Origin of the sequence: Streptomyces sp. Act143 (assembly GCF_003143935.1) — a bacterium.
Taxonomy (GTDB): Bacteria; Actinomycetota; Actinomycetes; order Streptomycetales; family Streptomycetaceae; genus Streptomyces.
In genome coordinates, this window is sequence record NZ_QFRX01000001.1 from 5,494,700 (window position 1) to 5,519,072 (window position 24,373).

The 24,373-nt window shown below is 71.0% G+C and carries 23 protein-coding genes, 1 tRNA gene and 1 pseudogene; 12 read left to right on the forward strand and 13 right to left on the reverse strand.

Annotation, left to right across the window (positions count from 1 at the left end; translation table 11 throughout):
* Positions 1–130 precede the first annotated feature (130 nt).
* A complete protein-coding gene (locus tag DI272_RS24970) occupies positions 131–1,999 on the forward strand; it encodes a prolyl oligopeptidase family serine peptidase (RefSeq protein WP_109497509.1) in 1,869 nt (622 codons plus the stop codon).
* Between the two features lie 320 nt (positions 2,000–2,319).
* On the opposite strand, the gene DI272_RS24975 is transcribed toward DI272_RS24970, so the two are convergent.
* Complete coding sequence (locus DI272_RS24975; protein ID WP_109501019.1) at positions 2,320–4,332, reverse strand: NAD-binding protein; 2,013 nt, start codon at positions 4,330–4,332, stop codon at positions 2,320–2,322.
* Between the two features lie 234 nt (positions 4,333–4,566).
* Here DI272_RS24975 and DI272_RS24980 point away from each other — a divergent pair, with 234 nt between their 5' ends.
* Both DI272_RS24980 and DI272_RS24985 read left to right on the forward strand, forming a co-directional pair.
* Positions 4,567–5,772, forward strand: coding sequence for a permease (locus tag DI272_RS24980; RefSeq protein ID WP_258314665.1), 1,206 nt, complete (start codon positions 4,567–4,569; stop codon positions 5,770–5,772).
* Positions 5,769–6,494, forward strand: coding sequence for a TIGR03943 family putative permease subunit (locus tag DI272_RS24985; protein WP_109497510.1), 726 nt, complete (start codon positions 5,769–5,771; stop codon positions 6,492–6,494). Before DI272_RS24980 ends, DI272_RS24985 begins: the two co-directional genes overlap by 4 nt.
* Positions 6,495–6,524: 30 nt before the next feature.
* Here the strand turns inward: DI272_RS24985 and DI272_RS46260 are convergent.
* The 6 genes and pseudogenes from DI272_RS46260 to DI272_RS25015 all read right to left on the reverse strand — a co-directional run.
* Positions 6,525–6,674 (reverse strand): annotated as a pseudogene (locus DI272_RS46260) (XRE family transcriptional regulator); the annotation flags it as partial.
* Positions 6,675–6,696: 22 nt separating this feature from the next.
* Positions 6,697–7,368 carry an O-methyltransferase gene (locus DI272_RS24995; RefSeq protein WP_109497511.1) on the reverse strand — a complete coding sequence of 224 codons (672 nt, stop codon included), beginning with the start codon at positions 7,366–7,368 and terminating at the stop codon, positions 6,697–6,699.
* Between the two features lie 106 nt (positions 7,369–7,474).
* Positions 7,475–7,774, reverse strand: coding sequence for a zinc-ribbon domain-containing protein (locus tag DI272_RS25000; RefSeq protein ID WP_109497512.1), 300 nt, complete (start codon positions 7,772–7,774; stop codon positions 7,475–7,477).
* Between the two features lie 349 nt (positions 7,775–8,123).
* Positions 8,124–8,197, reverse strand: a tRNA-Pro gene (locus DI272_RS25005).
* Between the two features lie 42 nt (positions 8,198–8,239).
* Complete coding sequence (locus tag DI272_RS25010; RefSeq protein ID WP_109497513.1) at positions 8,240–9,034, reverse strand: Pr6Pr family membrane protein; 795 nt, start codon at positions 9,032–9,034, stop codon at positions 8,240–8,242.
* A gap of 175 nt (positions 9,035–9,209) precedes the next feature.
* Positions 9,210–10,136, reverse strand: a complete 927-nt coding sequence (locus tag DI272_RS25015; RefSeq protein WP_109497514.1) for a metallophosphoesterase — start codon at positions 10,134–10,136, stop codon at positions 9,210–9,212.
* A gap of 226 nt (positions 10,137–10,362) precedes the next feature.
* Between DI272_RS25015 and DI272_RS25020 the strand changes: the two genes are divergently transcribed.
* Positions 10,363–10,830 carry a GatB/YqeY domain-containing protein gene (locus DI272_RS25020; RefSeq protein WP_109497515.1) on the forward strand — a complete coding sequence of 156 codons (468 nt, stop codon included), beginning with the start codon at positions 10,363–10,365 and terminating at the stop codon, positions 10,828–10,830.
* 266 nt (positions 10,831–11,096) lie between these two features.
* Here the strand turns inward: DI272_RS25020 and DI272_RS25025 are convergent, their stop codons facing one another.
* Positions 11,097–13,373, reverse strand: a complete 2,277-nt coding sequence (locus DI272_RS25025; protein WP_109497516.1) for a transglycosylase domain-containing protein — start codon at positions 13,371–13,373, stop codon at positions 11,097–11,099.
* Positions 13,374–13,847: 474 nt separating this feature from the next.
* On the opposite strand from DI272_RS25025, the gene wblA reads away from it, so the two are divergent.
* Complete coding sequence (gene wblA / locus DI272_RS25035; protein ID WP_181387549.1) at positions 13,848–14,186, forward strand: transcriptional regulator WblA; 339 nt, start codon at positions 13,848–13,850, stop codon at positions 14,184–14,186.
* Positions 14,187–14,247: 61 nt separating this feature from the next.
* Here the strand turns inward: wblA and DI272_RS25040 are convergent, their stop codons facing one another.
* A complete protein-coding gene (locus DI272_RS25040) occupies positions 14,248–15,687 on the reverse strand; it encodes an ArsA family ATPase (RefSeq protein WP_109497518.1) in 1,440 nt (479 codons plus the stop codon).
* Positions 15,684–16,661 carry an ArsA-related P-loop ATPase gene (locus tag DI272_RS25045; RefSeq protein WP_109497519.1) on the reverse strand — a complete coding sequence of 326 codons (978 nt, stop codon included), beginning with the start codon at positions 16,659–16,661 and terminating at the stop codon, positions 15,684–15,686. The genes DI272_RS25040 and DI272_RS25045 overlap by 4 nt, the downstream gene beginning before the upstream one ends.
* 125 nt (positions 16,662–16,786) lie before the next feature.
* On the opposite strand from DI272_RS25045, the gene DI272_RS25050 reads away from it, so the two are divergent.
* The 4 genes from DI272_RS25050 (at position 16,787) to DI272_RS25065 (ending at position 19,230) form a co-directional block, all read left to right on the forward strand.
* On the forward strand, positions 16,787–16,945 hold the full coding sequence (locus tag DI272_RS25050; RefSeq protein ID WP_003967454.1) for a DUF4177 domain-containing protein: 159 nt from the start codon (positions 16,787–16,789) through the stop codon (positions 16,943–16,945).
* Positions 16,942–17,409, forward strand: coding sequence for a RidA family protein (locus DI272_RS25055; RefSeq protein ID WP_109497520.1), 468 nt, complete (start codon positions 16,942–16,944; stop codon positions 17,407–17,409). The genes DI272_RS25050 and DI272_RS25055 overlap by 4 nt, the downstream gene beginning before the upstream one ends.
* Positions 17,410–17,495: 86 nt before the next feature.
* Positions 17,496–18,365: an NUDIX hydrolase gene (locus DI272_RS25060; RefSeq protein WP_109497521.1), complete on the forward strand. Its 870-nt coding sequence runs from the start codon at positions 17,496–17,498 to the stop codon at positions 18,363–18,365.
* Between the two features lie 34 nt (positions 18,366–18,399).
* A complete protein-coding gene (locus DI272_RS25065; RefSeq protein WP_109497522.1) occupies positions 18,400–19,230 on the forward strand; it encodes an MBL fold metallo-hydrolase in 831 nt (276 codons plus the stop codon).
* On the opposite strand, the gene DI272_RS25070 is transcribed toward DI272_RS25065, so the two are convergent.
* Entirely contained in the window at positions 19,227–20,054 is an 828-nt protein-coding gene (locus DI272_RS25070; RefSeq protein ID WP_109497523.1) for a nucleotidyltransferase domain-containing protein, read from the reverse strand. The two genes, DI272_RS25065 and DI272_RS25070, sit on opposite strands and share 4 nt — an antisense overlap.
* An 87-nt stretch (positions 20,055–20,141) precedes the next feature.
* Positions 20,142–20,816, reverse strand: a complete 675-nt coding sequence (locus DI272_RS25075; protein ID WP_109497524.1) for a Crp/Fnr family transcriptional regulator — start codon at positions 20,814–20,816, stop codon at positions 20,142–20,144.
* A gap of 276 nt (positions 20,817–21,092) precedes the next feature.
* Here DI272_RS25075 and nth point away from each other — a divergent pair, with 276 nt between their 5' ends.
* From nth to DI272_RS25090, 3 genes are read left to right on the forward strand one after another with little or no spacing between them, the layout of a single operon-like run.
* Positions 21,093–22,088, forward strand: coding sequence for an endonuclease III (gene nth / locus DI272_RS25080; RefSeq protein ID WP_375138065.1), 996 nt, complete (start codon positions 21,093–21,095; stop codon positions 22,086–22,088).
* A 52-nt stretch (positions 22,089–22,140) separates the two neighbouring features.
* Positions 22,141–22,833 (forward strand): CoA pyrophosphatase, encoded by a 693-nt coding sequence (locus DI272_RS25085; RefSeq protein ID WP_109497526.1) that lies wholly within the window; start codon positions 22,141–22,143, stop codon positions 22,831–22,833.
* A gap of 48 nt (positions 22,834–22,881) precedes the next feature.
* Entirely contained in the window at positions 22,882–24,081 is a 1,200-nt protein-coding gene (locus DI272_RS25090) for a MarP family serine protease (protein WP_109497527.1), read from the forward strand.
* 25 nt (positions 24,082–24,106) lie between these two features.
* Here DI272_RS25090 and DI272_RS45510 read toward each other — a convergent pair whose 3' ends face one another.
* A complete protein-coding gene (locus DI272_RS45510) occupies positions 24,107–24,289 on the reverse strand; it encodes a hypothetical protein (protein WP_109497528.1) in 183 nt (60 codons plus the stop codon).
* Positions 24,290–24,373: the final 84 nt, after the last annotated feature.

Genomic DNA, 24,373 nt, shown 5'->3' on the forward strand with positions numbered 1-24,373 from the left:
TGCACCCGGCCACTGACAATCGGCCGGGCTGTGCACGGCCCTGTGCACGGGCTCGTGCACAGGCGCGAAGTTGTCCACAGGGTGGGACCCACGCCAGTGAATTGTCTGTGCGGGCGGGCAGTATGGGCCCATGACTGAGAGCAACGGGTCCGCCGCGCCCGAGCAGAACGAACAGCGCGATCTTCAGGAGGTTCCGAGCGAACAGCACGAAGCGATGCCGGACTGGGAGAAGCGCTTCCGGGCGCCCCGGGTCTCCCTGCCGGACTGGGCGGAGGACGCGCCGGACCGCTCCCTGTTCGTGTCGAACGCGACGGGGACGTACGAGCTGTACGCCTGGGACCGGGCCACGGACGAGCAGCGCCAGGTCACCGACCGGCCGAACGGCACGACGGACGGCGTGCTCTCCCCGGACGGCGCGTGGATCTGGTGGTTCGACGACAAGGACGGCGACGAGTTCGGCGTCTGGCGCCGCCAGCCGTTCGCGGGCGGCCCGGACGAACCGGCCGCCCCCGGTCTGGACGCCTCCTACCCGGCGGGCCTGGCTCTCGGCCGCGACGGCCGCACGGCGGTGGTGGGCCGCTCGACCGACGAGGACGGTACGACGATCCATGTCGCGCGCACCGGCGAGCCCCCGGTGGAGATCTACCGCCACCGCGAGTCCGCGGGCGTCGGCGACCTCTCCCACGACGGCTCGCTGATCGCCCTCGAACACACCGAGCACGGCGACGCGATGCACTCGGCGCTGCGCGTGGTCCGCCTGGACGGCACGCCGGTCGCCGAACTGGACGACACCAAGGGCGGCACCGAGGAGCTGGGCCTGGAGGTCCAGGGCTTCGCGCCGGTCGACGGCGACACCCGCCTGCTCATCGGCCACCAGCGCCGGGGCCGCTGGGAGCCGCTGGTGTGGGACGTGGCGTCGGGCGAGGAGACGGACCTGGCGCTGGACCTGCCGGGCGACGTGAGCGCGGAGTGGTACCCGGACGGCACGGGCCTGCTCATCGCCCACAGCCACGAGGCCCGCAGCGAGCTCTTCCGCTACGACCCGGCGACCCGCGAACTGGTGAAGATCCCCACCCCGGCGGGCACGGTCTCCGGCGCGACGGCCCGCCCCGACGGCAGCGTGGAGTACCTCTGGTCCTCGGCGGCGCAGCCCTCCACGGTCCGCTCCACGACCGGCGCGGTCGTGCTGGACCCGCCGGGCATGAAGTCCCCCGGCTCGGTGCCGGTGGAGGACGTGTGGGTGGAGGGCCCCGGCGGCCGTATCCACGCCCTGGTCCAGAAGCCGGCGGGCGCGACCGGCCCGCTCCCCACGGTCTTCGACATCCACGGCGGCCCGACCTGGCACGACAGCGACGCCTTCGCGGCGGGCCCGGCGGCCTGGGTGGACCACGGCTACGCGGTGGTCCGCGTCAACTACCGGGGCTCCACCGGCTACGGCCGCGCCTGGACGGACGCCCTCAAGCACCGAGTCGGCCTGATCGAGCTGGAGGACATCGCGGCGGTCCGGGAATGGGCGGTGACGTCCGGCCTCGCCGACCCCACCCGCCTCATTCTGACCGGCGGCTCCTGGGGCGGCTACCTCACCCTCCTCGGCCTCGGCACCCAGCCCGACGCCTGGACCCTCGGCATCGCGGCGGTCCCGGTCGCCGACTACGTCACGGCGTACCACGACGAGATGGAAGCCCTGAAGGCCATGGACCGCACCCTCCTCGGCGGCACCCCCGAAGAGGTCCCGGAACGCTTCGAGGCCTCGTCCCCCCTCACCTACGTCGACCAGGTGAAGTCCCCGGTCTACATCTCGGCCGGCGTGAACGACCCCCGCTGCCCGATCCGCCAGATCGACAACTATGTGAAGCGCCTGGAGGCAAGGGGCGCGGTACACGAGGTGTACCGCTACGACGCGGGCCACGGTTCGCTGGTCGTGGACGAACGCATCAAGCAGGTGAGGCTGGAACTGGACTTCGCAGAACGCCACTTGGCAGCCCCCGCCCAATCCTGACCCCAGCCCAACACCCACCCGAACAACCCCCGGCCCCACCCGAGCCGCAACGGGCAGCCGCACCGCCGGTACGGCTGCCCGTCTGCTCCAACGTCGTAGCCGCGGCCGGTCGTCCTGCTGCTCCATCGTCGTAGCCGCGGCCGGTCGTCCTGCTGCTCCATCGTCCTAGCCGCGGCCGGTGGTCCTGCTGCTCCATCGTCCTAGCTGCGGGCAGTCGTGCCGCTGGGGCGGCACGGGTGGGCGCAGCGGCACCCCGCAAGCGCGGGCGAGCGAACCCCACCCCCGCCCGGCCCCGGCGCAGGGTGCCCCCAAGGCCCGCCTCAGCTCACCGCACCGTCCCGCGCCCGCCGCCGCCCCAGCAGCTCCGCCAGCCCCCGCCGCGTAGCCGCCAACACCACCCGATCCGACCCCTTCAGCACATAGTTGTCGGGCAGATCCCACACCAGCCCCGAGGGCACAGCCCCTTCTGCATAGGCCCCCTCCACCGCAGGCTCACCCCCACCTCCAACTCCCGCCCCGGACCCGGCTCCAGACCCGGCTCCAGACGCACCCCCACCCCCACCCCCGGCACCGTCCCCAGCCGCGGCCGCGGCCGTGTCCAACGCCAACACCCGCCACGCCCCCGCCCGAAACGCCTCCCCGACCGTCCGCCCCTCCAACTGCGGATGCCCATTCACCTCCAGAGCCGCGAACAACAACACCCGCCGCTCCACAGGAATCGCCCCCAGAATCTGCCGCCCCATCATCGCCCCGGCGAACGCAGGCGCGGCCAGATGAGAAACACTCCGGCTCCGCGTCGACGCCCGCGGATACGCGGCCCGCAGCGTCCGGTACACCGCCGTGGCGAAGTCGTCGTCGTACAGCCGCAACACCACCCGCAGATCCGGCCGCACGGACCGCGCGTACAACGCGGCCTCCAGATTCGTCGTGTCGGAACTGGTCACCGCCAGCAGCGCATGCGCCCGATGGATCTTCGCGGCCTCCAGCACCCCCTCCTGCGTCACATCCCCGAGCACCACCGGCACCCGCAACCGCCGAGCCGTGGCCAACCCCCGCGCCTCGGCCCCCGATTCGACGCACACCACGGGAATGTCCAGCTCCCGCAACCGCGTGAGCACCCGCGTACCGATCTTCCCCAGCCCGAGGAGCACCACATGCCCGCCCAGCCCCCGAGGGGGTTTCCGCAACGCCGACGCCGACCGGAAGGTCCCCAGCGCCTCCAGCACCGCGGCCAGCAGCACCGGCAGCAGCAACAACCCCACCAGTCCGGCCAGCAGTTGCAGGACCTGTCGCCCGATCGGCGCCCCGAGCGCGGGATCGTTGATGGCGAAGAGATCGAGGAGCGTCTCGTAGGTGGCGAACAGCGGATGCTCACCCGTCACCACCCACAGCGCGACGGCGAGCGCGGCCACACACCCCACGAGCCCGGCGAGCGACCACCGCAGCCGCCGCGAGAACAGCGAGGAGAACGGCGGCACGATCCCGCCGCCCCGCCCGGCGGGCAGCGGCGGCCCGGTGTACGACACCTGCTCCAGTACGACGGTCCCGCGCCCACCGGAGTCCCGCACGACCGCGGAATCCGGCAGCAACTCGGGCCCCTGCTCCCCGCCGACGGACCCACCGCCGCCGTCGGCGCCACCCGTGCCGTTGCCGGTGGGGGAGAGCAGCGCGAGCGTGGCGAGCCCGGACCCGCCCGCCTGCCCCGGCGGCCGCTCCACCGCCCGCAGCAACAACCCGTCCGTCTGCACGACCTTGCTGGTACCGGCGACGGCGGAGGCCACCAGCGCGGGCGCGGCGGTATCGGCGTCGGACAGCACGGTCGTAGAGGCATCGAAGCCCCCACCGCCGACGCCACCACCGGCACCCTCGCCGCCGCCACCGCTGCCCTCGCCGGAGGCCAACGCGGCGGCCTGGTCGAGGAGTGCCTCGATGTGCTGCCCCAACCGCCGGTTGTAGAGCCGCAGTACGAGCCGCAGCCGAGGGTTGAGCCGGCGGGCGGTCAGCGCGGCGCGGATGTTGGTCTCGTCGTCGTCGTACACGAGCGCCAGCGCCGCGGCCCGCTCCACACCCGCGTCGGCGAGCACGGCCTCGGTCGCCTCGGCGGCCTCCAACAGCCTTTCGCCACCGACGGGTTCACTTCCGCCGGTCCGCCCGGCGGCGGCGCTGACCACCCGGTCGAGCAGCGCCGCCGACGCGGCCCGGGCCCGCCCGACCACGGGCGGCCGTACCGTCCGCTCGGACGCCGGTACGACGAGCGTGACCTGTTCCCCGTACACCCCACGCAACTCGGCGGCGAGCCGATGCGCGAGCCCGTCGTCCCCGCACACCACCATGTGCCCGGCCGTGTCGCCCTGCCGACTCTGCTGACCTTGCTGACTCTGATTCGGAAGGCTCGCCACGAGGGAAAAGACTGCCGCAATGGGACGGGTGGTTCCAGAAGTGATCAGGGGTGAGGTGATCGGAACGTGCTGAACGCCCGTGCCCCGCGCGCCGTACAGAAGGGGAGGGAGCTCGGCGGAGACCCGAGCAAGACCCACGCCCTTCGCACCACCGGAGGTACCCCACCCGTGGCGATCACCGAAGAAGCCCCGCCCACGGCGGGCCAGACGCCACCCCCGAAGGACGAACAGCGAACGCCGACGGACGAACAGCGAACGCCGACGGACGAACACCGGGCGCCGACGGACGAGCAGCAGGAGCCGAAGGGCGAACAGCAGTCGCCGGCGGACGGACAGCAGTCGCCGGCGGACGGACAGCAGTCGCCGGCGGACGGACAGCAGTCGTCGGCGGACGAGCAGCAGACGCCGAAAAGCGACGACCAGGCCCGTCACCTGAACTCTCCCCTCCTGCTCACCATGGCCCTGCTCCTGGTCCTCCTCCTCCAGGGCACGATCCGCGGTGCCCTGTCCGCCCCCGTGATGCAGAGCTGGATGACGGTCTTCGTGGCGGTGACCGTGCAGGCGCTGCCGTTCCTCGTGCTCGGCGTGCTGCTGTCCGCGGCGATCGCGGTGTTCGTACCGCCGGCGTTCTTCGCCCGCGCCCTGCCGAAGAGCCCGGCGCTGGCGGTGCCGGTCGCCGGGGTGGCGGGCGCGGTGCTGCCGGGCTGCGAGTGCGCGTCGGTGCCGGTGGCCGGGGCGCTGGTACGGCGTGGCGTCACCCCGGCCGCCGCGCTCGCCTTCCTGCTCTCCGCCCCGGCGATCAACCCGGTGGTGCTGACGGCGACGGCGGTCGCCTTCCCGCGGAACCCGGAGATGGTGTTCGCCCGCCTGGTCGCGGGCCTGCTGACGGCGTGCGCGATGGGCTGGCTGTGGCTGCGCCTCGGACGCGCGGACTGGTTGCGGCCACCGGCCCGTGCGTCGTACGAGGGGCAGGGCAGGGGAGCGGCGTTCTGGGGCTCGGTGCGGCACGACGTGATGCACGCCGGCGGGTTCCTGGTCGTCGGCGCGATGGCGGCGGCGACGCTGAAGGCGGTCGTACCGGAGCACTGGCTGCGCGCTGCGGCCGGCAACCCGGTGGTGTCGGTGCTGGCCCTCGCGATCCTCGCCGTACTGCTGTCGATCTGTTCGGAGGCGGACGCGTTCGTGGCGGCGTCGCTGTCGCAGTTCTCCCTCACGGCCCGGCTGGCGTTCCTGACGGTGGGCCCGATGATCGACCTGAAGCTGTTCGCGATGCAGGCGGGCACCTTCGGCCGCGGCTTCGCTCTGCGCTTCGCGCCCGCCACCTTCGCCCTCGCCGTCCTGGCGGCGGTGCTGACGGGGGCGGTGCTGCTGTGAACCGGCATGCCCAGTCGGCGGTCATGTTCCTGCTCGGCGCGACCCTGCTGCACGCGGGCTCCACCGATCTCTACCTGCGCTACGTCAAGGCCGGCCTGCGCCCGCTGCTCCTGCTGTCCGGCGCGGTCCTGATCGCGGCGGCGGTGGCGACGCTCTGGTACGAGCGCCGCAGCAAGCAGGCCGAACACCACCACGACGATCACCACGACGACCACCGCGAACCCCGGGTCTCCTGGCTCCTGCTCCTCCCCCTCCTCGCCCTCGTCCTGGTCGCCCCGCCCGCCCTCGGCTCCTACAGCGCCATGCGCACCGGCACGGCACTCCAGCAGGCGTACGGCTACGAGGACCTGCCCGCCACCGGCCCCCTGCGCCTGGGGGTGGCCGACTACGCGGGCCGGGCGGTCTACGACCACGGCCGTGAGCTGCGTGGCCGCGAGATCAAGGTCACCGGCTTCGTCGCCCTGGACCAGGCAGGCCACCCCTACCTGGTGCGGATGGCCCTGAACTGCTGTGCCGCGGATGCCCAGCCGGTGAAGATCGCCCTGACCGGGAAGATCCCGCCGGTGCTGCAACCGGACGCCTGGCTGGAGGCCACCGGCACCTACACCCCCGAGCGCACCGAGGACCCGGTGAACAACGGCCCGATCCCGTACCTGAAGGTCACGTCGGCCCGCCCGGTGGCGACGCCGGCAGACCCGTACGACGAGACCTGGAACAACTGACGGGCCGCCCGGCAGCTTCCTGATCAGGGCAGCCTCAGGGCTGCCCTGGGGGGCACTGAACACATGCACGGCCAGCCCGCCCCCCCCGGGCCCGGCCGGCACGTGCAGGCTTTCGAAGTCCAGCTCCAGCAGCCCGGCGACGGGATGGCGAAGCCGTTTGCGTCCGGCCGCGCACATCGTGGCCTCGGCCCGTACCCGCCCCTCAGCCGGTGACGAGGGCCAGGGTGAAACCGTCGTACCCCTTGGACCCGACGGTCTGCACGGTCGTGGCGGTCAACCGAGGCTCCGCGGCGATGAGTTCGGTGAACCGGCGGACCCCCTGGACCCTCGGGTCGCCGCTGTCGGGGTCGGTGACGGCACCGTCCCGGACGACGTTGTCGCCGACGATGACACTGCCGGGCCGGGTGAGCTTCAGCGCCCATCGCAGATAGTCAGGGTTGGACGGCTTGTCGGCGTCGATGAAGACGAGGTCGAAGGGCCCGGCGCCCTCCTCCGCCAGCAGCGGCAGCGTGTCCAGCGCCTTGCCGAGCCGCAGGTCGACGACGCCCCCGAGCCCGGCCCGCGCCACATTGGCCCGGGCCACCTCCGCACACCGCTCATCGGCCTCCAGCGTCACCAGCCGCCCGCCCTCGGGCAGGGCACGGCCCAGCCAGATGGTGCTGTAGCCGCCGAGGCTACCGATCTCCAGAATGGTCCTGGCACCCCGGAGGGTGGCGATCAGATTCAGCAACTTGCCTTGATTGGGAGCGACTTGATGATCAGGCAGCCCGGCCGCGGCGCTGTCCCGCACGGCGTCGAGCAGCGGGGCGTCCTCCTCCACGAGGAGCCCGTTGAAGTAGTCGTCGACGGCGGTCCAGGTGCGCTGCTGCGACACGGAGGCTTCTCCTTCTCGGCGTGAGTAAGTTCCCTAAAGGAACTTACTCGAAGGGAAGGAAGTCACACCACCGAATTCCGCCCCGCACCCACTCAGCCGCTCAGTACTACGACTGGTAAGGCTGCTGCGCCTGCCCGTACCCCTGCCCCTGATGCCCGGCGTGGGGACCCGCCTGGGCCTGCGCCTGGAGCTGCTCGGCCTGCTCCTTGCCGATCTTCACCTCCGTACCGCAGAAGGTGCACTGCGTCGCGTACTTGGTGGAGATCGGAAACAGCGGAACGAAGAACAGCGTGAACTTCGTGACGCGCTTCCGAAGGGTGTGCGCGGCGGGATTACCGCAGCCACCGCAGACCAACGTGAGTATCGCGAGCTGGTAGAGGTAGCCCTTGGTACCAAAGATGATCATCGAGAAGAGGTCCTTACGGAGTCGGTGCCTGTGTCCTGCGGCCTGTGTGGTGCGGCCTCTGCGGCCCCCGGTACCCGGCAACCGGCCACCGCGGCCTACGGCTCAGGCTACGGCCCACATGAACGCCACCGGCAGACTCATCCGCCGCCGCAACGCACCGCAACCCGGTGTGCCCGCCAGAGCTGTCCGGAGTGTTGGCGGTTCGGTGGGCGGCCATGCGGCGGCCACCACGCCTACACAGGGCACCTGCGACCGACGAGGATCCCATCTCGCGGCGAAGCCACAGATACGCAGAAACAGGTGAGGCACCTACGGAAATCCGTAGGTGCCTCACCTGCTGTTACGGCTGTCGGGGTGGCGGGATTTGAACCCACGACCTCTTCGTCCCGAACGAAGCGCGCTGCCAAGCTGCGCTACACCCCGATGTCGCTGCAGGTCCTGCTTGTCGCGGCGACGTCGTTTACTTTAGCCCACTGGTGGCTGGAGACGAAATCCGGTTTTGGCCCGGTGGTGGACGCGGTGCCGGATGGGGTTCGGGCGGACGTGGTCGAGGGCCACGAGGAGGACGGCCAGGGCGTAGAAGGAGAGGCCCAGGAGGAGGGCGTTGCCCAGGACGGTCTTGTAGCCGTGGAGGTCGACGTCCAGGAACGGGTAGAGGTAGCGGGCCGGGGTGCCGGGGAGGAGCAGCTCGCCGCGGGTGAAGGAGAAGGCCAGGTAGGCGAGGGGGTAGAGGAGCCAGGTCGCCGCCTGGCGTAGGCGGAGGCGGCCGGGGGCGGTCAGGAACAGCCAGTCCAGGGTCGCCGCGATCGGCAGGGCCGTGTGCAGGACGACGTTCGCGATCTTCGCCCAGCCCGTCGGCGCGGCAGCGTTCGTCATGGAGAACGGGGCCGTCGTCTCCGCCAGGAGCAGGTGGTACACCAGGCCGGTCAGCAGGACGTACAGCAGCGTCGCACCCGTCAGCGCGGCCGGCAGTGGGCGGCGCGCGGTCCAGGCCCTGCGGGCCGACGCCACGGAGACCAGTGCCAGCAGGACGGCGCTCTGGATCGTGAAGTAGCTCAGGACGCGGGCCGGGCTGCCCAGGAGTACGTCGATCGTCACCGCCGCGGTGGCCGTGAGGGCGACCAGCAGGCGGTACGTCGCGGCCAGCGGGCGGCGTACGGGGGCCACCACGGCCGTGGCGGGGACGGGGGAGGGCAGCAGCGCGGGCACGCCCGGGACCGCGGGCAGGTCCGGGATGTCTCTGGGTATGGGGGCGGTCATGCCCTCACGCTAAGCAGGGCTGACAAAAGGGGCGATACGGGCGGGCCGTGCGGGTTATCCCGGGTGCGTGGGCCCGGCTTGAACCGCGGCTCGCGCCTCGCGCGGGCCCCGCCCGAAGTACGCCCCCGCCCCAGCCCCTACTCCCGCCCCAGCCCCTACTCCCCCCCCCGAACCCTTACTCCCGCCCCACCAACGTCAGCAACGTGGCCTCCGGCGGGCACGCGAACCGTACCGGCGTGTAGCGGTTGGTGCCGCAGCCCGCCGAGACGTGCAGGTACGACGTCCTGCCCTCCGCCGTGTGCGTCGACAGGCCTTTCACGCGGTCCGTGTCGATGTCGCAGTTGGTGACCAGGGCGCCGTAGAAGGGGATGCACAGCTGACCGCCGTGCGTGTGGCCGGCCAGGATCAGCGGGTAGGCGTCAGCCGCGAAGGCGTCCAGCACCCTCAGGTACGGCGCGTGCACCACGCCCATCGAGAAGTCCACCGAGGACGACGGACCGCCCGCCACCTCCGTGTACCGGTCCTTCTTGATGTGCGGGTCGTCCAGTCCCGTCAGCTCCACCGACACGCCCTCGACCTTCAGCGTGCCGCGCGTGTTCGTCAGGTTGAGCCAGCCCGCCGCGTCGAAACCGTCCCGCAGGTCCTCCCACGGGTTGTGGACCACGCTGACCGCGGGCGGGTTGCCGTTCAGGCCGTGCCGGCCGCTCGCCTTCTCCAGGAGGTAGCGGGCGGGGTTGCGCAGGCTCGGGCCGTAGTAGTCGTTGGAGCCGAAGACGTATGCCCCCGGGAACTCCATCAACGGGCCCAGCGCGTCCAGGACTTCCGGCACGCCCTCGGTGTCCGACAGGTTGTCGCCCGTGTTGATCACGAAGTCCGGGCGCAGCCCCGCCAGCGACCGCAGCCAGCGCTGCTTCTTGCGCTGGCCGCCGACCATGTGGATGTCGGAGACCTGAAGCACGCGCAGGGGCCGCATGCCGGCGGGGAGGACGGGGACCGTCACCCGTCGGAGGCGGAAGGAGCGGGCCTCGAAACCCGCCGAGTACAGCAACCCGGCGGCGCCAACCGCCGCCATTCCCAGGGGAACTCCGTATCGCGCGCGCATGCCTCCATCGTGTCAGACCGCGAGCGCCTGCTTGACCAGCGTCCGTGGTCCGTCACGCGCGGTCCGCTGGATGTGCGGTCCGCTGGATGTGCGGTCCGCTGGATGTGGGGTCCGCCGGATGCGCGGTGCGCCCCGGTGCACGACCCGCTGGATGCGCGGTCCGTCAGACGCATGGTCCGTTAAATGCGCGGGCGTCCGTCGTCGTACACCTGCGAGAATCAGACCCATGACCACCACGCTCAAGTCGAAGCTGCAGGAAGACCTCAACGCCGCGATCAAGGAGCGCGACGAGCTCCGCTCCTCGACGCTCCGGCTGACGCTCGCCGCGATCACCAAGGAGGAGGTCGCGGGCAAGGAGAAGCGCGAGCTCTCCGACGACGAGGTCCTCAAGGTGATCGCCAAGGAGGCGAAGAAGCGCCGCGAGGCCGCCGACGCCTTCGCTCAGGGTGGTCGCGCCGAGAGCGCCGAGCGGGAGAAGGCGGAGGGCGAGGTGCTCGCCGACTACCTGCCCAAGCAGCTGTCCGACGACGAGCTGAACGACATCGTCGCCCAGGCCGTCGAGGAGGCCAAGGCCGCCGGCGCCGAGGGGCCGCGGGCCATGGGCGCGGTCATGAAGATCGTGAACCCCAAGGTCGCCGGCCTGGCCGAGGGCGGCCGCGTCGCCGCCGCGGTGAAGAAGCTCCTCGCCGGCTGAGACACAGCACCCAACTGAGCGAGCCACACCGCCCGGCCAACCGCCGACCCCGGCCAACCGCCGACCCCGGCTCACCGCCCGGCCCCGGCCGCCCGGCGACCCCGGCTCACCGCCCGACCCGCCGCCCGGCAAACGATCGGCCCCTTCGTCCTCGCACAGAGACAGAGAGATCTCTCTACGAGGACGAAGGGGCCGTCGCCTTTAAGGCCGCCTTGAAGCCGCCTTGAAGCCGTCTTGAAGTCCCCTTGGACCGTCAGACCCCGGCGTCACCCATTGCGGCCCCCGTTCCCGTTGTTCCCCTGGAACAGGTTCTCCGGGATCGAGAACGTCGGCGTCGGGAAGCCGCCCCCGTCGGTGCCGCCGTTGTCCTGGCCGCCGTTGTTGCCGTTGCCGTCGCCGTTGTTGCCGTCGCCGTTGCCGTTCCCGTTGCCATTCCCGTTGCCGTTCCCGTCGCCGTCACCGCGGTCCGGGTTGTCCTCCGGGAGGCGGACGTAGTTGAACCCCGGGGCGTCCTTGCCGGCGAGGGCGCCGGTCATGGCGTCCTTCCAGATCGGGCCCGGGACCTTGCCGCCGTAGACGAGGTCGTAGTACTGGCCGCCGATGTAGATGTTCCTCATCTCGACCGTCTGGGACGCGCTGCCCACCCAGACCGCGCCCGAGAGGTTCGGCGTGTAGCCGACGAACCAGGCGTTCTTGCGGGAGTCCGTCGTACCGGTCTTACCGGCGTTCTCACGGTCGGAGAGGCCCGCCGTCTGGCCGGTGCCGGAGTCGACCACGCCCTTGAGGAGCTGGTTGACGGTGTCGGCGGTGGTCTCGGACATGGCGCGCGAGCAGGTCGACTTGGGGACCTCCAGCGACTTCTGCTCCTGGCCGACCTTCTGGGTGATCGACTCGATGGCGACCGGCGTGCAGTACATGCCGCGGGCGGCGAAGGCGGCGTACGCGGTGGCCATCGTCAGCGGGGAGATGCCCTTGGAACCCAGGGCGATGGCCGGGACCTCGGGGAGCTTGTCGCCGTTGCCCTGGATGACCTGGAGCTTGTTGGTCATGTTGACCACGGGGCACAGTCCGATGTCGGAGATCATCTGCACGAAGTAGGTGTTGACCGACAGCTCCATCGCCTTGCGCAGACGGTAGGGGCCCTTCTCCGACTCCGACTCGTTCTCCAGCTTCTCGCCGTTGGTGTTGACCCACGGCTTGCTGTCGCAGGTCTGCACCGGGCTCGGGTACTCCATCTGGTACGGCGACGAGTACTCCTGGTTGGCCGGCCGGCCCTCCTCCAGTGCGGCCGCCGCGACGAACGGCTTGAACGTCGAACCGGTCGGGAAGCCGAAGTTGGAGCCGCCCATGCTGTGGTTGACCGAGTAGTTGATCTCGGTCTCGTTCTTGCCGTAGCCGTAGGGCTTCGACTGGCCCATGCCGAGGATCTTGCCGGTGCCGGGCTCGACGAGGGTGGCCGCGGCGGCGACCTTGTCCGACTTGTTGACGTGTCCCTTGAGCGAGGCCTGGACCGATTCCTGCGCCTGCGGTTCGAGGGTGGTCTTGATCGTCAGACCGCCCTGGTTCCAGACCTTGGCACGCTGTTCCTTGGTCTTGCCGAAGACCGGGTCGCTCTTGAAGACGGCCTCGACGTACTGGCAGAAGAAGCTCGCGCCCTTCACGGCCGTGATGCAGCCGTTCTTGGGCTGGCTGACCTTCAGGCCCAGCTTCTCCTTCTGCGCCTTGGCGGCCTCGGCCCGCGAGATGTCGCCGACCTCGGCCATGCGCTGGAGCACGACATTGCGCCGCTTGGTGGCCTCCGCCTCGTCGTTGACCGGGTCGTACCGGCTCGGCGACTGGACGATGCCGGCGAGCAGCGCGGACTCGGCGAGGGTGAGGTCCTTGGCGGACTTGGAGAAGTAGCGCTGGGCGGCGGCCTCGACGCCGTAGGCCTGCTGGCCGAAGAACGTGATGTTCAGGTAGTTCTCGAGGATCTTCTTCTTGCCCAGCTCCTCCTCGACCTGGATCGCGTACTTCAGTTCGCGGATCTTGCGGCCGATGGTCTGCTGGGTGGCCTCGGCGACCTTGGTCGGGTCGTCGCCGGCCTCCTCCACGAAGACGTTCTTCACGTACTGCTGGGTGAGGGTCGAGGCGCCCTGGGCCACCCCGCCGCTCTGGGCGTTCTGGTTGAGGGCGCGCAGCACGCCCTTGAGGTCCACCGCACCGTGCTGGTAGAAGCGCGAGTCCTCGATCGCGACGATCGCCTTCTGCATGTACGGCGAGATGTCCTTGAGCTCGACCACCGTGCGGTCACGGGAGTAGACCGTGGCGATGGTGCCGCCCTTGGCGTCGAGGATCGTGGTGCGCTGGCTCAGCGGCGGCGTCTTCAGGTTGGCCGGGAGCTCGTCGAAGCTCTCCACCGATCCCTTGGCCGCGAGTCCGAGCGCGCCGAAGGCGGGCAGTGCGATGCCGGCCAGTACCGCGCCCGAGAGCACGCTGACACCGAGGAACTTCGCGGCCTGCTGGGTGGGGGAGAGACCGCCACCGGAGCGCTTCTTCGACATGGGGGCAGCCTAATCCGTACTCATGAACGTTCGACGAAGACGGCAGGCCGTTTCGAGCGCATGGCACAGAGAGGGCCTACCTTCTCATTCGCCGGACACGCGCGCAGGCCTTGGCCTAAGCTGCTCTCAACTGTCACAGCAGTGCGGCCATGTATCAATACGTCCGGCGACCCCGAATCGTTCCGGAGGTTCCCCGACTTTCTGGTGGGGGCGTGTCCGAATCCGCCTTGTGTGTCACCCGGTGCCCGTTGTGACTCAACAGAACTGTCCCGCTTTGCCGGGATGATCACGCATGTCGCGGGCTCACTCCCCCGGGTGATCTGCCGCTTACGCATAGTCCGTTCGGGCCATTCAAGATTGGGCCCGAAGGGGGTGTTGCGCTGTGCCCACCTTCCGTAACGTCCTCAACTGGCGGCGGTGAATATGCCGCTGCCGCCGTGGGGGAGCCTCGATTCGGGAGAGGACGGCGCCGGTATGGGCTGGGTAACCGACTGGAGTGCGCAGGCGGCCTGCCGCACTACCGATCCGGATGAACTGTTTGTTCAAGGAGCAGCGCAGAACAGGGCCAAGGCGGTGTGCACCGGATGTCCGGTGCGGACCGAGTGCCTGGCCGATGCGCTCGACAACCGCGTCGAATTCGGCGTGTGGGGAGGCATGACGGAACGGGAACGCCGCGCACTGCTGCGCAGGCGGCCAACGGTCACTTCATGGCGCCGGCTTCTGGAGACCGCGCGCCTGGAGTACGAACGAGGGGTCGGCATCCTGCCCCTCGACGACGACGAGGTGTACGAGAACTACGCGGCGGTGGGCTGAGCCCTTCGGTTCATCCCTCCGGTCCATCCCTCAGCGGCGGTGGGTTGAGCCCTTCTCCGGCTCATCCCTCCACGCTCTCGGGCAGCTCCGGCCGACCGGCCGCGAGCCGTGCCCCGATGTCTCGCAGCCCCGCGAGGTCATGGACGTCGCCGGGCAGCGCGGCCACCTCTGCCACCGCCACCTCGGGGTGGAGCGCGGTGAAGCGGTCGCGCGTGCGCTGCTCGCGGGAGAGCAGCTGCATACGCTCGGCGTGCAGCCTCAGCAGGCCTGCCGTGAGTTGTTCGACGGTCCGGTTCGAGGTGGGGGAGGCTTCGGCGGCAGCGGGGCCGGGCGCGGGGGATGGCGCCGGAGACTGTGAACTGCCGTCTGTGTCGGGAGAGTTACGAACTCCAGCTTTCCCGTCCTCCTGATCGACAATGCGGGACTCTTCAAGATTTTCCGCAGCGTCGTCATCCGCGGGGGCGAGGGTCTCCGCGACCGGCTCACCCACGAGCTCCAGCTCTTCCGCGGCGGCGAGTGCCCGCTCGGCCGACAGCCGGGCGGCGCCGCTGCCGTGGACCCGGTTGAGCACCAGCCCCGCGAGGGGCATGTCCTCGGCCGCGAGACGCTCCACGAAGTAGGCGGCCTCCCGCAGCGCGTCCCGCTCCGGCGCGGCCACCACCAGGAACGCCGTGCCGGGCGCCTGGAGCAGCTTGTACGTCGCGTCCGCGCGCGTGCGGAAGCCGCCGAAGGTCGTGTCCATCGCGGAGACGAACGTCTGGACGTCCTTGAGCAGCTGGCCCCCCAGCAGCTTGCCCAGGGTGCCCGTCATCATCGACATCCCCACGTTCAGGAACTTCATCCCCGCGCGGCCGCCCAGCTTGGCCGGGGCGGTGAGCAGCCGGATCAGCCGGCCGTCGAGGAAGGACCCCAGCCGCTTGGGCGCGTCCAGGAAGTCCAGCGCGGACCGCGAGGGCGGGGTGTCGACGACGATCAGGTCCCACTCGTCCTTCGCCCGCAGCTGGCCCAGCTTCTCCATCGCCATGTACTCCTGCGTGCCCGCGAAGCCCGCCGAAAGCGACTGGTAGAAGGGGTTGTTGAGGATCGCCGAGGCCCGCTCGGGGTCCGCGTGCGCCTCGACGATCTCGTCGAAGGTGCGCTTCATGTCGAGCATCATCGCGTGCAGTTCGCCGCCCGCCCGCGGCCCGCCGTCACCCTCGGCCGAATCGCTGTGCGATGTCCCGGAGTGATCCTCGACGCCCTTCACGCGCCGCGGTGTGTTGTCCAGCGAGTCGATGCCCATGGACTGGGCGAGCCGGCGGGCCGGGTCGATGGTCAGCACGACCACCTTCCGGCCCCGCTCGGCGGCCCGCAGCCCCAGGGCCGCCGCGGTCGTGGTCTTGCCGACGCCGCCCGAGCCGCAGCACACCACGATGCGGGTCGCGGGATCGTCGAGCAGGGGGTCGAGAGCGAGCACGCGCGCGGGGGAGAGGCGGTGCTGTCGCTCGGCGTCCGGGCTCATGACATCCCCTGCTTCCGCAGTTCCGTGGCCAGTTCGTACAACCCCGCCAGGTCCATTCCCTCGGCGAGCAGCGGCAGTTCGTGCAGCGGGAGGCGCAGTTCGCCGAGGACCGCGCGCTGTTCGTGCTCCAGCGTGTAGCGCTCGGCGTACTCCTCGGCCTGGGCCAGGAGCGGGTCCACCAGCCGCTCGGCATGCCCGCCGCGCCGCGCCCCGCCGAGCCCCGCGGCGGACAGCGACTGCGCGAAGGAGGAACGAGCCGTGCCGCGTACGAGTTCCAGCTCGGCCGCGTCCAACACCTCCGGGCGCACCATGTTCACGATGACCCGGCCCACCGGCAGCCGTGCCGTCCGCAGCTCGGCGATGCCGTCCGCGGTCTCCTGGACCGGCATCTCCTCCAGCAGCGTCACCAGGTGCACGGCCGTCTCCGGCGACTTCAGCACCCGCATCACGGCCTGCGCCTGATTGTGTATGGGCCCTATCTTGGCGAGCCCCGCGACCTCGTCGTTCACGTTCAGGAAGCGGGTGATGCGCCCCGTGGGCGGCGCGTCCATGACGACGTAGTCGTAGGCGAACCGCCCGGACTTCTCCTTGCGGCGCACCGCCTCGCAGGCCTTGCCGGTCAGGAGTACGTCCCTGAGGCCGGGCGCGATGGTGGTGGCGAAGTCGATCGCGCCGAGCTTCTTCAGGGCGCGGCCCGCGCCGCCGAGTTTGTAGAACATCTGGAGGTAGTCCAGAAGGGCCAGTTCGGGGTCGATGGCGAGGGCGTACACCTCCCCGCCGCCCGGAGCTACCGCGATCTTCCGTTCCTCATAGGGCAATGCCTCCGTCTCGAAGAGCTGTGCGATGCCCTGCCGGCCCTCGACCTCGACGAGAAGCGTGCGCTTCCCCTCGGTGGCCAGGGCCAGCGCGAGGGCTGCGGCCACCGTGGTCTTACCGGTTCCGCCCTTGCCGCTGACGACCTGAAGCCTGCTCACGTATTCGAGCGTAACCATTCCGTGTGCGCGTCGAACGGCAGGCTGTGGACACCGCGTCCTTCCGGGGGCGGTCGCCGGGCCCCGGGGGCGGAGCCGGTGCGGGGGCAGCGGCTAAAGTCGGCCACATGACCAAGTGGGAATACGCGACTGTGCCGCTGCTCGTACACGCCACGAAGCAGATTCTGGACACCTGGGGCGAGGACGGCTGGGAGCTCGTCCAGGTCGTGCCCGGGCCGAACAACCCCGAGCAGCTGGTGGCCTACCTCAAGCGGGAGAAGGCGTGAGCGCGGTCGAGGCGAGGCTCGCCGAGCTGGGACTGACGCTTCCGGAGGTCGTGCCGCCGCTGGCCGCCTACCAGCCGGCCGTGCAGTCGGGCGTGTACGTGTACACCTCCGGCCAGCTGCCGATGGTCGAGGGCAAGCTCCCGGTCACCGGCAAGGTGGGTGCGGAGGTCACCGCGGACGAGGCCAAGGACCTGGCCCGCACCTGCGCCCTGAACGCGCTCGCGGCCGTGAAGTCGGTCGCCGGTGACCTGGACCGGGTCAAGCGCGTGGTGAAGGTCGTGGGCTTCGTGGCGTCGGCGGCGGACTTCACCGGTCAGCCGGGCGTCGTCAACGGCGCCAGCGAACTGCTCGGCGAGGTTCTCGGCGACAAGGGCGTGCACGCCCGCAGCGCCGTGGGCGTGGCGGTGCTGCCGCTGGACGCGCCGGTGGAGGTCGAGATCCAGGTGGAGCTCACGGAGGCGTAGAGCGGCGCCTGCGGGCCCGTACGGCGGCATCGCCGCACCTCCGGGCCCCTCTCGAACATTCGCGCACCACGGGATAGCCTCCGCCCATGGCGAATGGGCAGTGGTTTCCGCAGGACTGGCCGGAACGCATCCGCGCGCTCGCGGACGGCACCCTCACCCCGGTCGTCCCGAAGCGTGCGGCCACGGTCATGCTCCTGAAGGACACCGCCGACGGTCCCGCCGTGCACATGCTGCGCAGACGCGCCTCCATGGCCTTCGCCGGAGGCGCGTACGCGTATCCGGGCGGCGGCGTCGACCCGCGCGACGACGACCACCAGATCCGCTGGGCGGGCCCCACGCGCGCGTGGTGGTCCGAGCGCCTCGGCGTCACCGAGACCGAGGCCCAGGCGATCGTCTGCGCGGCCGTGCGCGAGACGTACGAGGAAGCAGGCGTCCTGCTCGCCGGTCCCGCCCCCGACTCGGTGGTCGGCGACACCACCGGCGCGGACTGGGAGGCCGACCGCGCCGCCCTGGTCGCCCGGGAGCTGTCCTTCGCCGAGTTCCTGGAGCGCCGCGGCCTGGTCCTGCGCTCGGACCTGCTCGGCGCGTGGACGCGCTGGATCACGCCTGAGTTCGAGTCCCGGCGCTACGACACCTGGTTCTTCGTCGCCGCCCTGCCGGCCGGGCAGCGCACCCGCAACGCCTCCACGGAGGCGGACCGCACGGTGTGGATCGCACCGGCGGACGCGGCGGCCTCGTACGACAAGGGCGAGTTGCTGATGATGCCGCCCACGATCGCGACCCTGCGCCAGCTGACCCCGTACGCCGCGGCCGCCGAGGCGCTGGCGGCGGCGCCCGGCCGCGATCTCACGCCGGTCCTGGCCCGGGCCAGGCTGGACGGCGAGGAGATTGTGCTCTCCTGGCCGGGGCACGAGGAGTTCACCAAGCACATTCCGACCGGTGGAGCCACGGCGTGACGGCACGGTCGACGCCGCCGCAAGGAGCCCTCTCATGACGGACGCAGCAGCCCTTCCCGGCCAGCCACGCGGCGGGGTCCTCGCCGGCCCCGCCACCCCCCGCGCCGTGAACGTCCTGGCGCCCAACGCGTCCGCGATGACGCTGGACGGCACCAACACCTGGATCCTCGCCGAGCCCGGCTCCGACCTGGCCGTCGTGGTCGACCCCGGGCCGCTGGACGAGCGCCACCTGCGCGAGGTCGTCGACACCGCCGAGAGGGCCGGCCGGCGCGTCGCGCTGACCCTGCTGACGCACGGTCACCCGGATCATGCCGAGGGCGCCGCCCGTTTCGCCGAGCTGACCGGCACGCACGTGCGTGCCCTGGACCCGGCGCTGCGGCTCGGCGACGAAGGGCTGGCGGCCGGGGACGTCGTCACCGTCGGCGGCCTGGAGCTGCGGGTCGTGCCGACGCCCGGGCACACCTCCGACTCGCTGTGCTTCCACCTCCCGGCCGATCAGGCGGTCCTGACGGGCGACACCATCCTGGGCCGCGGTACGACGGTCGTGGCGCACCCCGACGGCCGCCTGGGCGACTATCTGGACTCCCTGCGCCGTCTGAGGTCCCTCACGGTCGACGACGGCGTCCACACGGTCCTCCCGGGCCACGGCCCCGTCCTGGAGGACGCGCAGGGCGCCGTGGAGTTCTACCTGGCCCACCGCGCGCACCGGCTCGCCCAGGTGGAGACGGCGGTGGAGGACGGCTACCGGACGCCGTCCCAGGTCGTCGGCCATGTCTACGCCGACGTGGACCGCTCCCTGTGGCCGGCGGCGGAGCTGTCGGTGCGGGCGCAGATGGACTACCTGGAGGAGCACGGGCTCATCTAGGGCCCGTCCGGGCGGGGCGCCTTCACGCCGTGCACGCGCGCGTACTCGGCCGCGAGCCACGGCCCGAGATCGTCGACGTACGACAGGAGGACGGCCCGGTCGGCGGTCGGCTCGTAGCCGAGCGAGGCCGCGGACCGCAGCTGTCCGGCGCGCTCCGGGTAGTACGTGCCGAACGCCTCCGCCATCTCGCCCAGGTCGCTCGTCCAGCCGTTCCAGCGGGGCATGACGAGGGTGAAGCCGGTGCGGACGAGGTGGCGGGACATGAAGCGGACCAGGGGGCGCAGCGCCTCCTCGGAGTCGCTCGCGGCCTCGATGCGCTCGCGCCAGCGGGGGAGCAGCAGGGCGAGGTCCCCGTTGGTCTCGCGGGCCAGCAGTGAGTCGGGGCGGTAGCGCGGCAGGTATTCGGCCAGGTCGTCGCCGAGCAGCGGGGTGCACAGGCAGGCCACGAACCAGCCGAGGTCGTGGGTCTCCGGCTCGCTCAGGAGCCGCGCGCGGCTGTACAGCAGCGTTCCGACCCCGTCGATCTCCGGGAACTCCTTGTCGAGCGCGTCCCCGAGGGCCCGGGCGGCCTCCCGGTCGGCGTCGGCGGGCTCCTCGCGCAGGGCGACGAGCAGATCGAGGTCACTGCGCCCCACGCGCGCGGTGCCGCGCGGGATCGAGCCGTAGAGGTAGGCGCTGTGCAGTCGGGACCCGTAGATGTCCAGCAGCCGGTCCCGGGCCGCGGCCACCACGGGCCGGAAGGCGTGCGGCACGCGCGCGAGAGAGCCCTCGCGCGCGATGTAGCCCTGCGGGTCGAGACCTCTGGAGGGCAGATTTTCAGACATGGGTCAACTACAGCAGCCCGCCCTGCGTTTGCGGACGAGGCCGCTCAGGCCGAAACGGGGATCCGGGGGCGGTGGCCCCCGGGGCGGTCACCGCGAACGCTTGGCGAGCCTCTCCACGTCCAGCAGGATCACCGCACGCGCCTCCAGGCGGAGCCAGCCGCGCTGGGCGAAGTCGGCGAGGGCCTTGTTGACCGTCTCGCGGGACGCGCCGACCAGCTGGGCCAGCTCCTCCTGGGTGAGGTCGTGGACGACGTGGATGCCCTCCTCGGACTGCACGCCGAAGCGGCGGGAGAGGTCCAGCAGGGCGCGCGCGACACGGCCCGGCACGTCGGAGAAGACCAGGTCGGACATCTGGTCGTTGGTCTTGCGCAGCCGTCGGGCGACCGCGCGCAGCAGGGCGCCGGCGACCTCGGGGCGGACGTTCAGCCAGGGCTGGAGGTCGCCGTGGCCGAGACCGAGCAGCTTGACCTCGGTCAGCGCGGTGGCGGTCGCGGTGCGCGGGCCCGGGTCGAAGAGCGACAGCTCGCCGATCAGCTCGCTGGGGCCGACGACGGCGAGCATGTTCTCGCGGCCGTCGGGGGAGGTGCGGTGGAGCTTGACCTTGCCCTCGGTGACGACGTAGAGCCGGTCGCCGGGGTCGCCCTCGTGGAAGAGGGAGTCGCCACGCGCGAGGGTCACCTCACTCATGGAGGCGCGCAGCTCCGCGGCCTGCTCGTCGTCGAGAGCCGCGAAGAGCGGGTTGCGCCGGAGGACGTCGTCCACGAGTTCTCTCCTTGTCGACCTGCTCAGGGGATCTTTCTCCCCCTTGGTACCAGGGGACCGTGCTCCCCATTTTGCCGGACGGTCCAAACAGTGTGATCTGTCACAAGGATGCCGCACACATGTCCTGAGGTAAGCGGCAGGGGTCCAATCGGGGGCCGATCTCCTGGGTCCGGGGCGATTGTCGGTGCCGGGCTTTAGGCTGGCCGGGTGTCCAAATCGCCGGTGAGAGCACAGGCCAAGGGGGCTGGGCGGGTGGTTGTACGTCGGGATTCCGCTGTGGGCGAACAGAACTCCGGTGGCGGAAAGAAAGCGGCAAAAGTGACAAAAAAGGCGGCCGTGAAGAAGGCTCCCGTGGCCGCGAAGAAGGCACCCGCCGCCGTCACGAAGGCGGCCGCGAAGAAGGTCACGGCGAAGAAGGCGGCGCCCGCGAAGAAGGTCACGGCGAAGCAAGCGGCGGCGCCCGCGAAGAAGGTCGCCGTCAAGCCGCCCGCGCGGTCGAAGGAGTCCCCCACCGCCCTCGTCCGCCGAGCCCGCCGTATCAACCGCGAACTCGCCGAGGTCTATCCGTACGCCCACCCCGAACTGGACTTCACCAACCCCTTCCAACTCGTCGTCGCCACGGTCCTGTCCGCCCAGACCACCGACCTGAGGGTCAATCAGACGACCCCCGCGCTCTTCGCCAAGTACCCCACCCCCGAGGACCTGGCCGCCGCCGACCCCGAGGAGGTCGAGGAGATCCTCCGCCCGACCGGGTTCTTCCGGGCCAAGACCAAGTCGGTCATAGGGCTGTCGAAGGCGCTGGTGGAGCAGTTCGGCGGCGAGGTGCCCGGCAGGCTGGAGGACCTCGTCACACTGCCCGGCGTCGGCCGCAAGACCGCGTTCGTGGTGCTCGGCAACGCCTTCGGGCGGCCCGGCATCACCGTGGACACGCACTTCCAGCGGCTGGTGCGGCGCTGGCAGTGGACGGACGAGACCGACCCCGACAAGATCGAGGCCGCGATCGGCGCGCTGTTCCCGAAGAGCGACTGGACGGACCTCTCCCACCACGTCATCTGGCACGGCCGCCGTATCTGCCACGCCCGCAAGCCCGCCTGCGGCGCCTGTCCGATCGCCCCCCTCTGCCCGGCGTACGGCGAGGGCGAGACGGACCCCGAGAAGGCGAAGAAGCTCCTGAAGTACGAGAAGGGCGGCTTCCCGGGCCAGCGCCTCGACCCGCCCCAGGCCTATCTGGACGCGGGCGGCAAGGCGGCCCCGCCACTGGGGGCCGGATGACGGAACGATCAGTGGGTAACCGGGCGTTGAACCGGGCGGAACGGGGGTGCCGATGACGCACGCGAGCAACGCACAGGGCAATGTGACGCTGAGCAAGGACGGCCTGCCCGGCTGGCTGGACCCGGTGGTGCACGCCGTGGAGACGGTCGAGCCGCTCCAGCTGAGCCGCTTCCTGCCGCCGGCGAACGGCGCGGGGCGGCAGTCCGCCGTGCTGATCCTCTTCGGGGAGGGCGAGCGCGGTCCCGAGCTGCTGCTGATGGAGCGGGCCAGCTCGCTGCGGTCGCACGCCGGGCAGCCGTCCTTCCCGGGCGGCGCCCTCGACCCCGAGGACGGCGACCCGCAGGGCGACGGGCCGCTGTGGGCGGCTCTGCGCGAGGCCGAGGAGGAGACCGGCCTCGATCCGTCCGGCGTCCAGCTCTTCGGTGTGCTGCCCAAGCTGTACATCCCGGTCAGCGGGTTCGTCGTCACGCCCGTGCTGGGCTGGTGGCGCGAGCCGACCCCGGTGGGGGTCGTCGACCCCAACGAGACGGCCCGCGTCTTCACCGTCCCCGTGGCGGATCTCACGGACCCCGGCAACCGGGCCACCACCGTCCACCCCAGCGGCCACCGAGGTCCGGCATTCCTGGTCGAATCGGCCCTGGTCTGGGGTTTCACCGCCGGAATCATCGACCGGCTGCTGCACTACTCCGGCTGGGAGCGCCCCTGGGACCGGGACAAGCAGGTCCCGCTCGACTGGCGGTCATGACAGGGTGTCTGACGTGTTGTGTCGTGTGATGAGGCGAGGCCTGAACCGGTGAACGTGCTGGACATCCTGTTGCTGCTCGCCGCCGTGTGGTTCGCGATCGTCGGCTATCGCCAGGGCTTCGTCGTCGGCATCCTGTCGGTGATCGGTTTCCTCGGCGGCGGCCTCGTCGCCGTCTATGTGCTCCCCGTCATCTGGGACGCCCTGACCGACAAGTCCGAGGTCAGCACGACCGCCGCCGTCGTCGCCGTGGTCGTCGTCATCGTCTGCGCCTCCGTCGGCCAGGCCCTGACCACCCACCTCGGCAACAAGCTCCGCCGCTACATCACCTGGTCCCCGGCCCGCGCCCTGGACGCCACCGGCGGCGCCCTGGTCAACGTCGTCGCCATGCTCCTGGTGGCCTGGCTGATCGGCTCCGCCCTCGCTCAGACCACCCTGCCGACCCTCGGCAAGGAGGTACGCGGCTCCAAGGTGCTCCTCGGTGTGTCCGAGGCGCTGCCCGACGCGGCCGACACCTGGTTCAAGGACTTCACCTCGGTCCTCGCGCAGAACGGCTTCCCGCAGGTCTTCAGCCCGTTCTCCGACGAGCCGATCAAGGAGGTCCAGCCGCCGGACCCCAAGCTCGCGGGCAGCCCGGTCGCCGCCGAGGCCAAGAAGTCGATCGTCAAGGTCATGGGCACCGCGCAGAGTTGCGGCAAGGTCCTCGAAGGCAGTGGCTTCGTCTTCGGCGAGCGCCGCGTCATGACCAACGCCCATGTCGTGGGCGGCGTCGACGAACCCACCGTGCAGATCGGCGGCGAGGGCCAGAAGTACGACGCCACCGTCGTGCTCTACGACTGGCAGCGCGACATCGCCGTCCTCGACGTACCCGAACTGAAGGCACCCGCGCTGAAGTTCACGTCCACGGACGCCGCCAGCGGCGACGACGCGATCATCGCGGGATTCCCGGAGAACGGCTCGTACGACGTCCGTGCCGCGCGCGTGCGCGGCCGCATCCCGGCCAACGGTCCGGACATCTACCACCGCGGCACCGTGCACCGCGACGTGTACTCCCTCTACGCGACCGTCCGCCAGGGCAACTCCGGCGGCCCGCTGCTCACGCCCGACGGCGACGTGTACGGGGTCGTGTTCGCGAAGTCCCTCGACAACGCCGACACCGGGTACGCGCTCACCGCGGACGAGATCCGGGAGGACATCGACAAGGGGCGCACCGCGAACCAGCAGGTGGACAGCGACAGCTGCGCTTTGTGAGGCGCGTGGAGGGTCTGGGGGTGCGTCAGCCTCGGGTGTGACGCAGGCGTACCGAGACCCAGCGGGCCCGGCGGCGCAGGATGCGCGGAATGCCCACCCGGAGGTCCGTGCCCTGCTCCTGCGGGGCTCCTCCTCGCTGGTGGGGGCTCAGACCGGGGCCCGAGCGGCGGTTGCGTGCTGCGTCACTGTAGTCGTGCGTCCAGCCCATACCCCGACGTGTGCCCCTGCCCCAAGGTCGATAACCGCCCCCACGGCCCCCAATTGGCCTATGCGCCGGGCAAGTGGCTGTTCG

Bases quoted from the DNA above. Each gene is read 5' to 3' on its own strand.
- DI272_RS25070 (WP_109497523.1), bottom strand. From the start codon at position 20,054: ATGTCTGAAAATCTGCCCTCCAGAGGTCTCGACCCGCAGGGCTACATC.
- DI272_RS25025 (WP_109497516.1), bottom strand. From the start codon at position 13,373: ATGTCGAAGAAGCGCTCCGGTGGCGGTCTCTCCCCCACCCAGCAGGCC.
- DI272_RS24970 (WP_109497509.1), top strand. From the start codon at position 131: ATGACTGAGAGCAACGGGTCCGCCGCGCCCGAGCAGAACGAACAGCGC.
- DI272_RS25060 (WP_109497521.1), top strand. From the start codon at position 17,496: ATGGCGAATGGGCAGTGGTTTCCGCAGGACTGGCCGGAACGCATCCGC.
- DI272_RS25010 (WP_109497513.1), bottom strand. From the start codon at position 9,034: ATGACCGCCCCCATACCCAGAGACATCCCGGACCTGCCCGCGGTCCCG.
- DI272_RS25065 (WP_109497522.1), top strand. From the start codon at position 18,400: ATGACGGACGCAGCAGCCCTTCCCGGCCAGCCACGCGGCGGGGTCCTC.
- DI272_RS25020 (WP_109497515.1), top strand. From the start codon at position 10,363: ATGACCACCACGCTCAAGTCGAAGCTGCAGGAAGACCTCAACGCCGCG.
- DI272_RS25040 (WP_109497518.1), bottom strand. From the start codon at position 15,687: ATGAGCCCGGACGCCGAGCGACAGCACCGCCTCTCCCCCGCGCGCGTG.
- DI272_RS25000 (WP_109497512.1), bottom strand. From the start codon at position 7,774: ATGATCATCTTTGGTACCAAGGGCTACCTCTACCAGCTCGCGATACTC.
- DI272_RS25085 (WP_109497526.1), top strand. From the start codon at position 22,141: ATGACGCACGCGAGCAACGCACAGGGCAATGTGACGCTGAGCAAGGAC.
- DI272_RS45510 (WP_109497528.1), bottom strand. From the start codon at position 24,289: ATGGGCTGGACGCACGACTACAGTGACGCAGCACGCAACCGCCGCTCG.
- DI272_RS24975 (WP_109501019.1), bottom strand. From the start codon at position 4,332: ATGGTGGTGTGCGGGGACGACGGGCTCGCGCATCGGCTCGCCGCCGAG.
- DI272_RS25015 (WP_109497514.1), bottom strand. From the start codon at position 10,136: ATGCGCGCGCGATACGGAGTTCCCCTGGGAATGGCGGCGGTTGGCGCC.
- DI272_RS25050 (WP_003967454.1), top strand. From the start codon at position 16,787: ATGACCAAGTGGGAATACGCGACTGTGCCGCTGCTCGTACACGCCACG.
- wblA (WP_181387549.1), top strand. From the start codon at position 13,848: ATGGGCTGGGTAACCGACTGGAGTGCGCAGGCGGCCTGCCGCACTACC.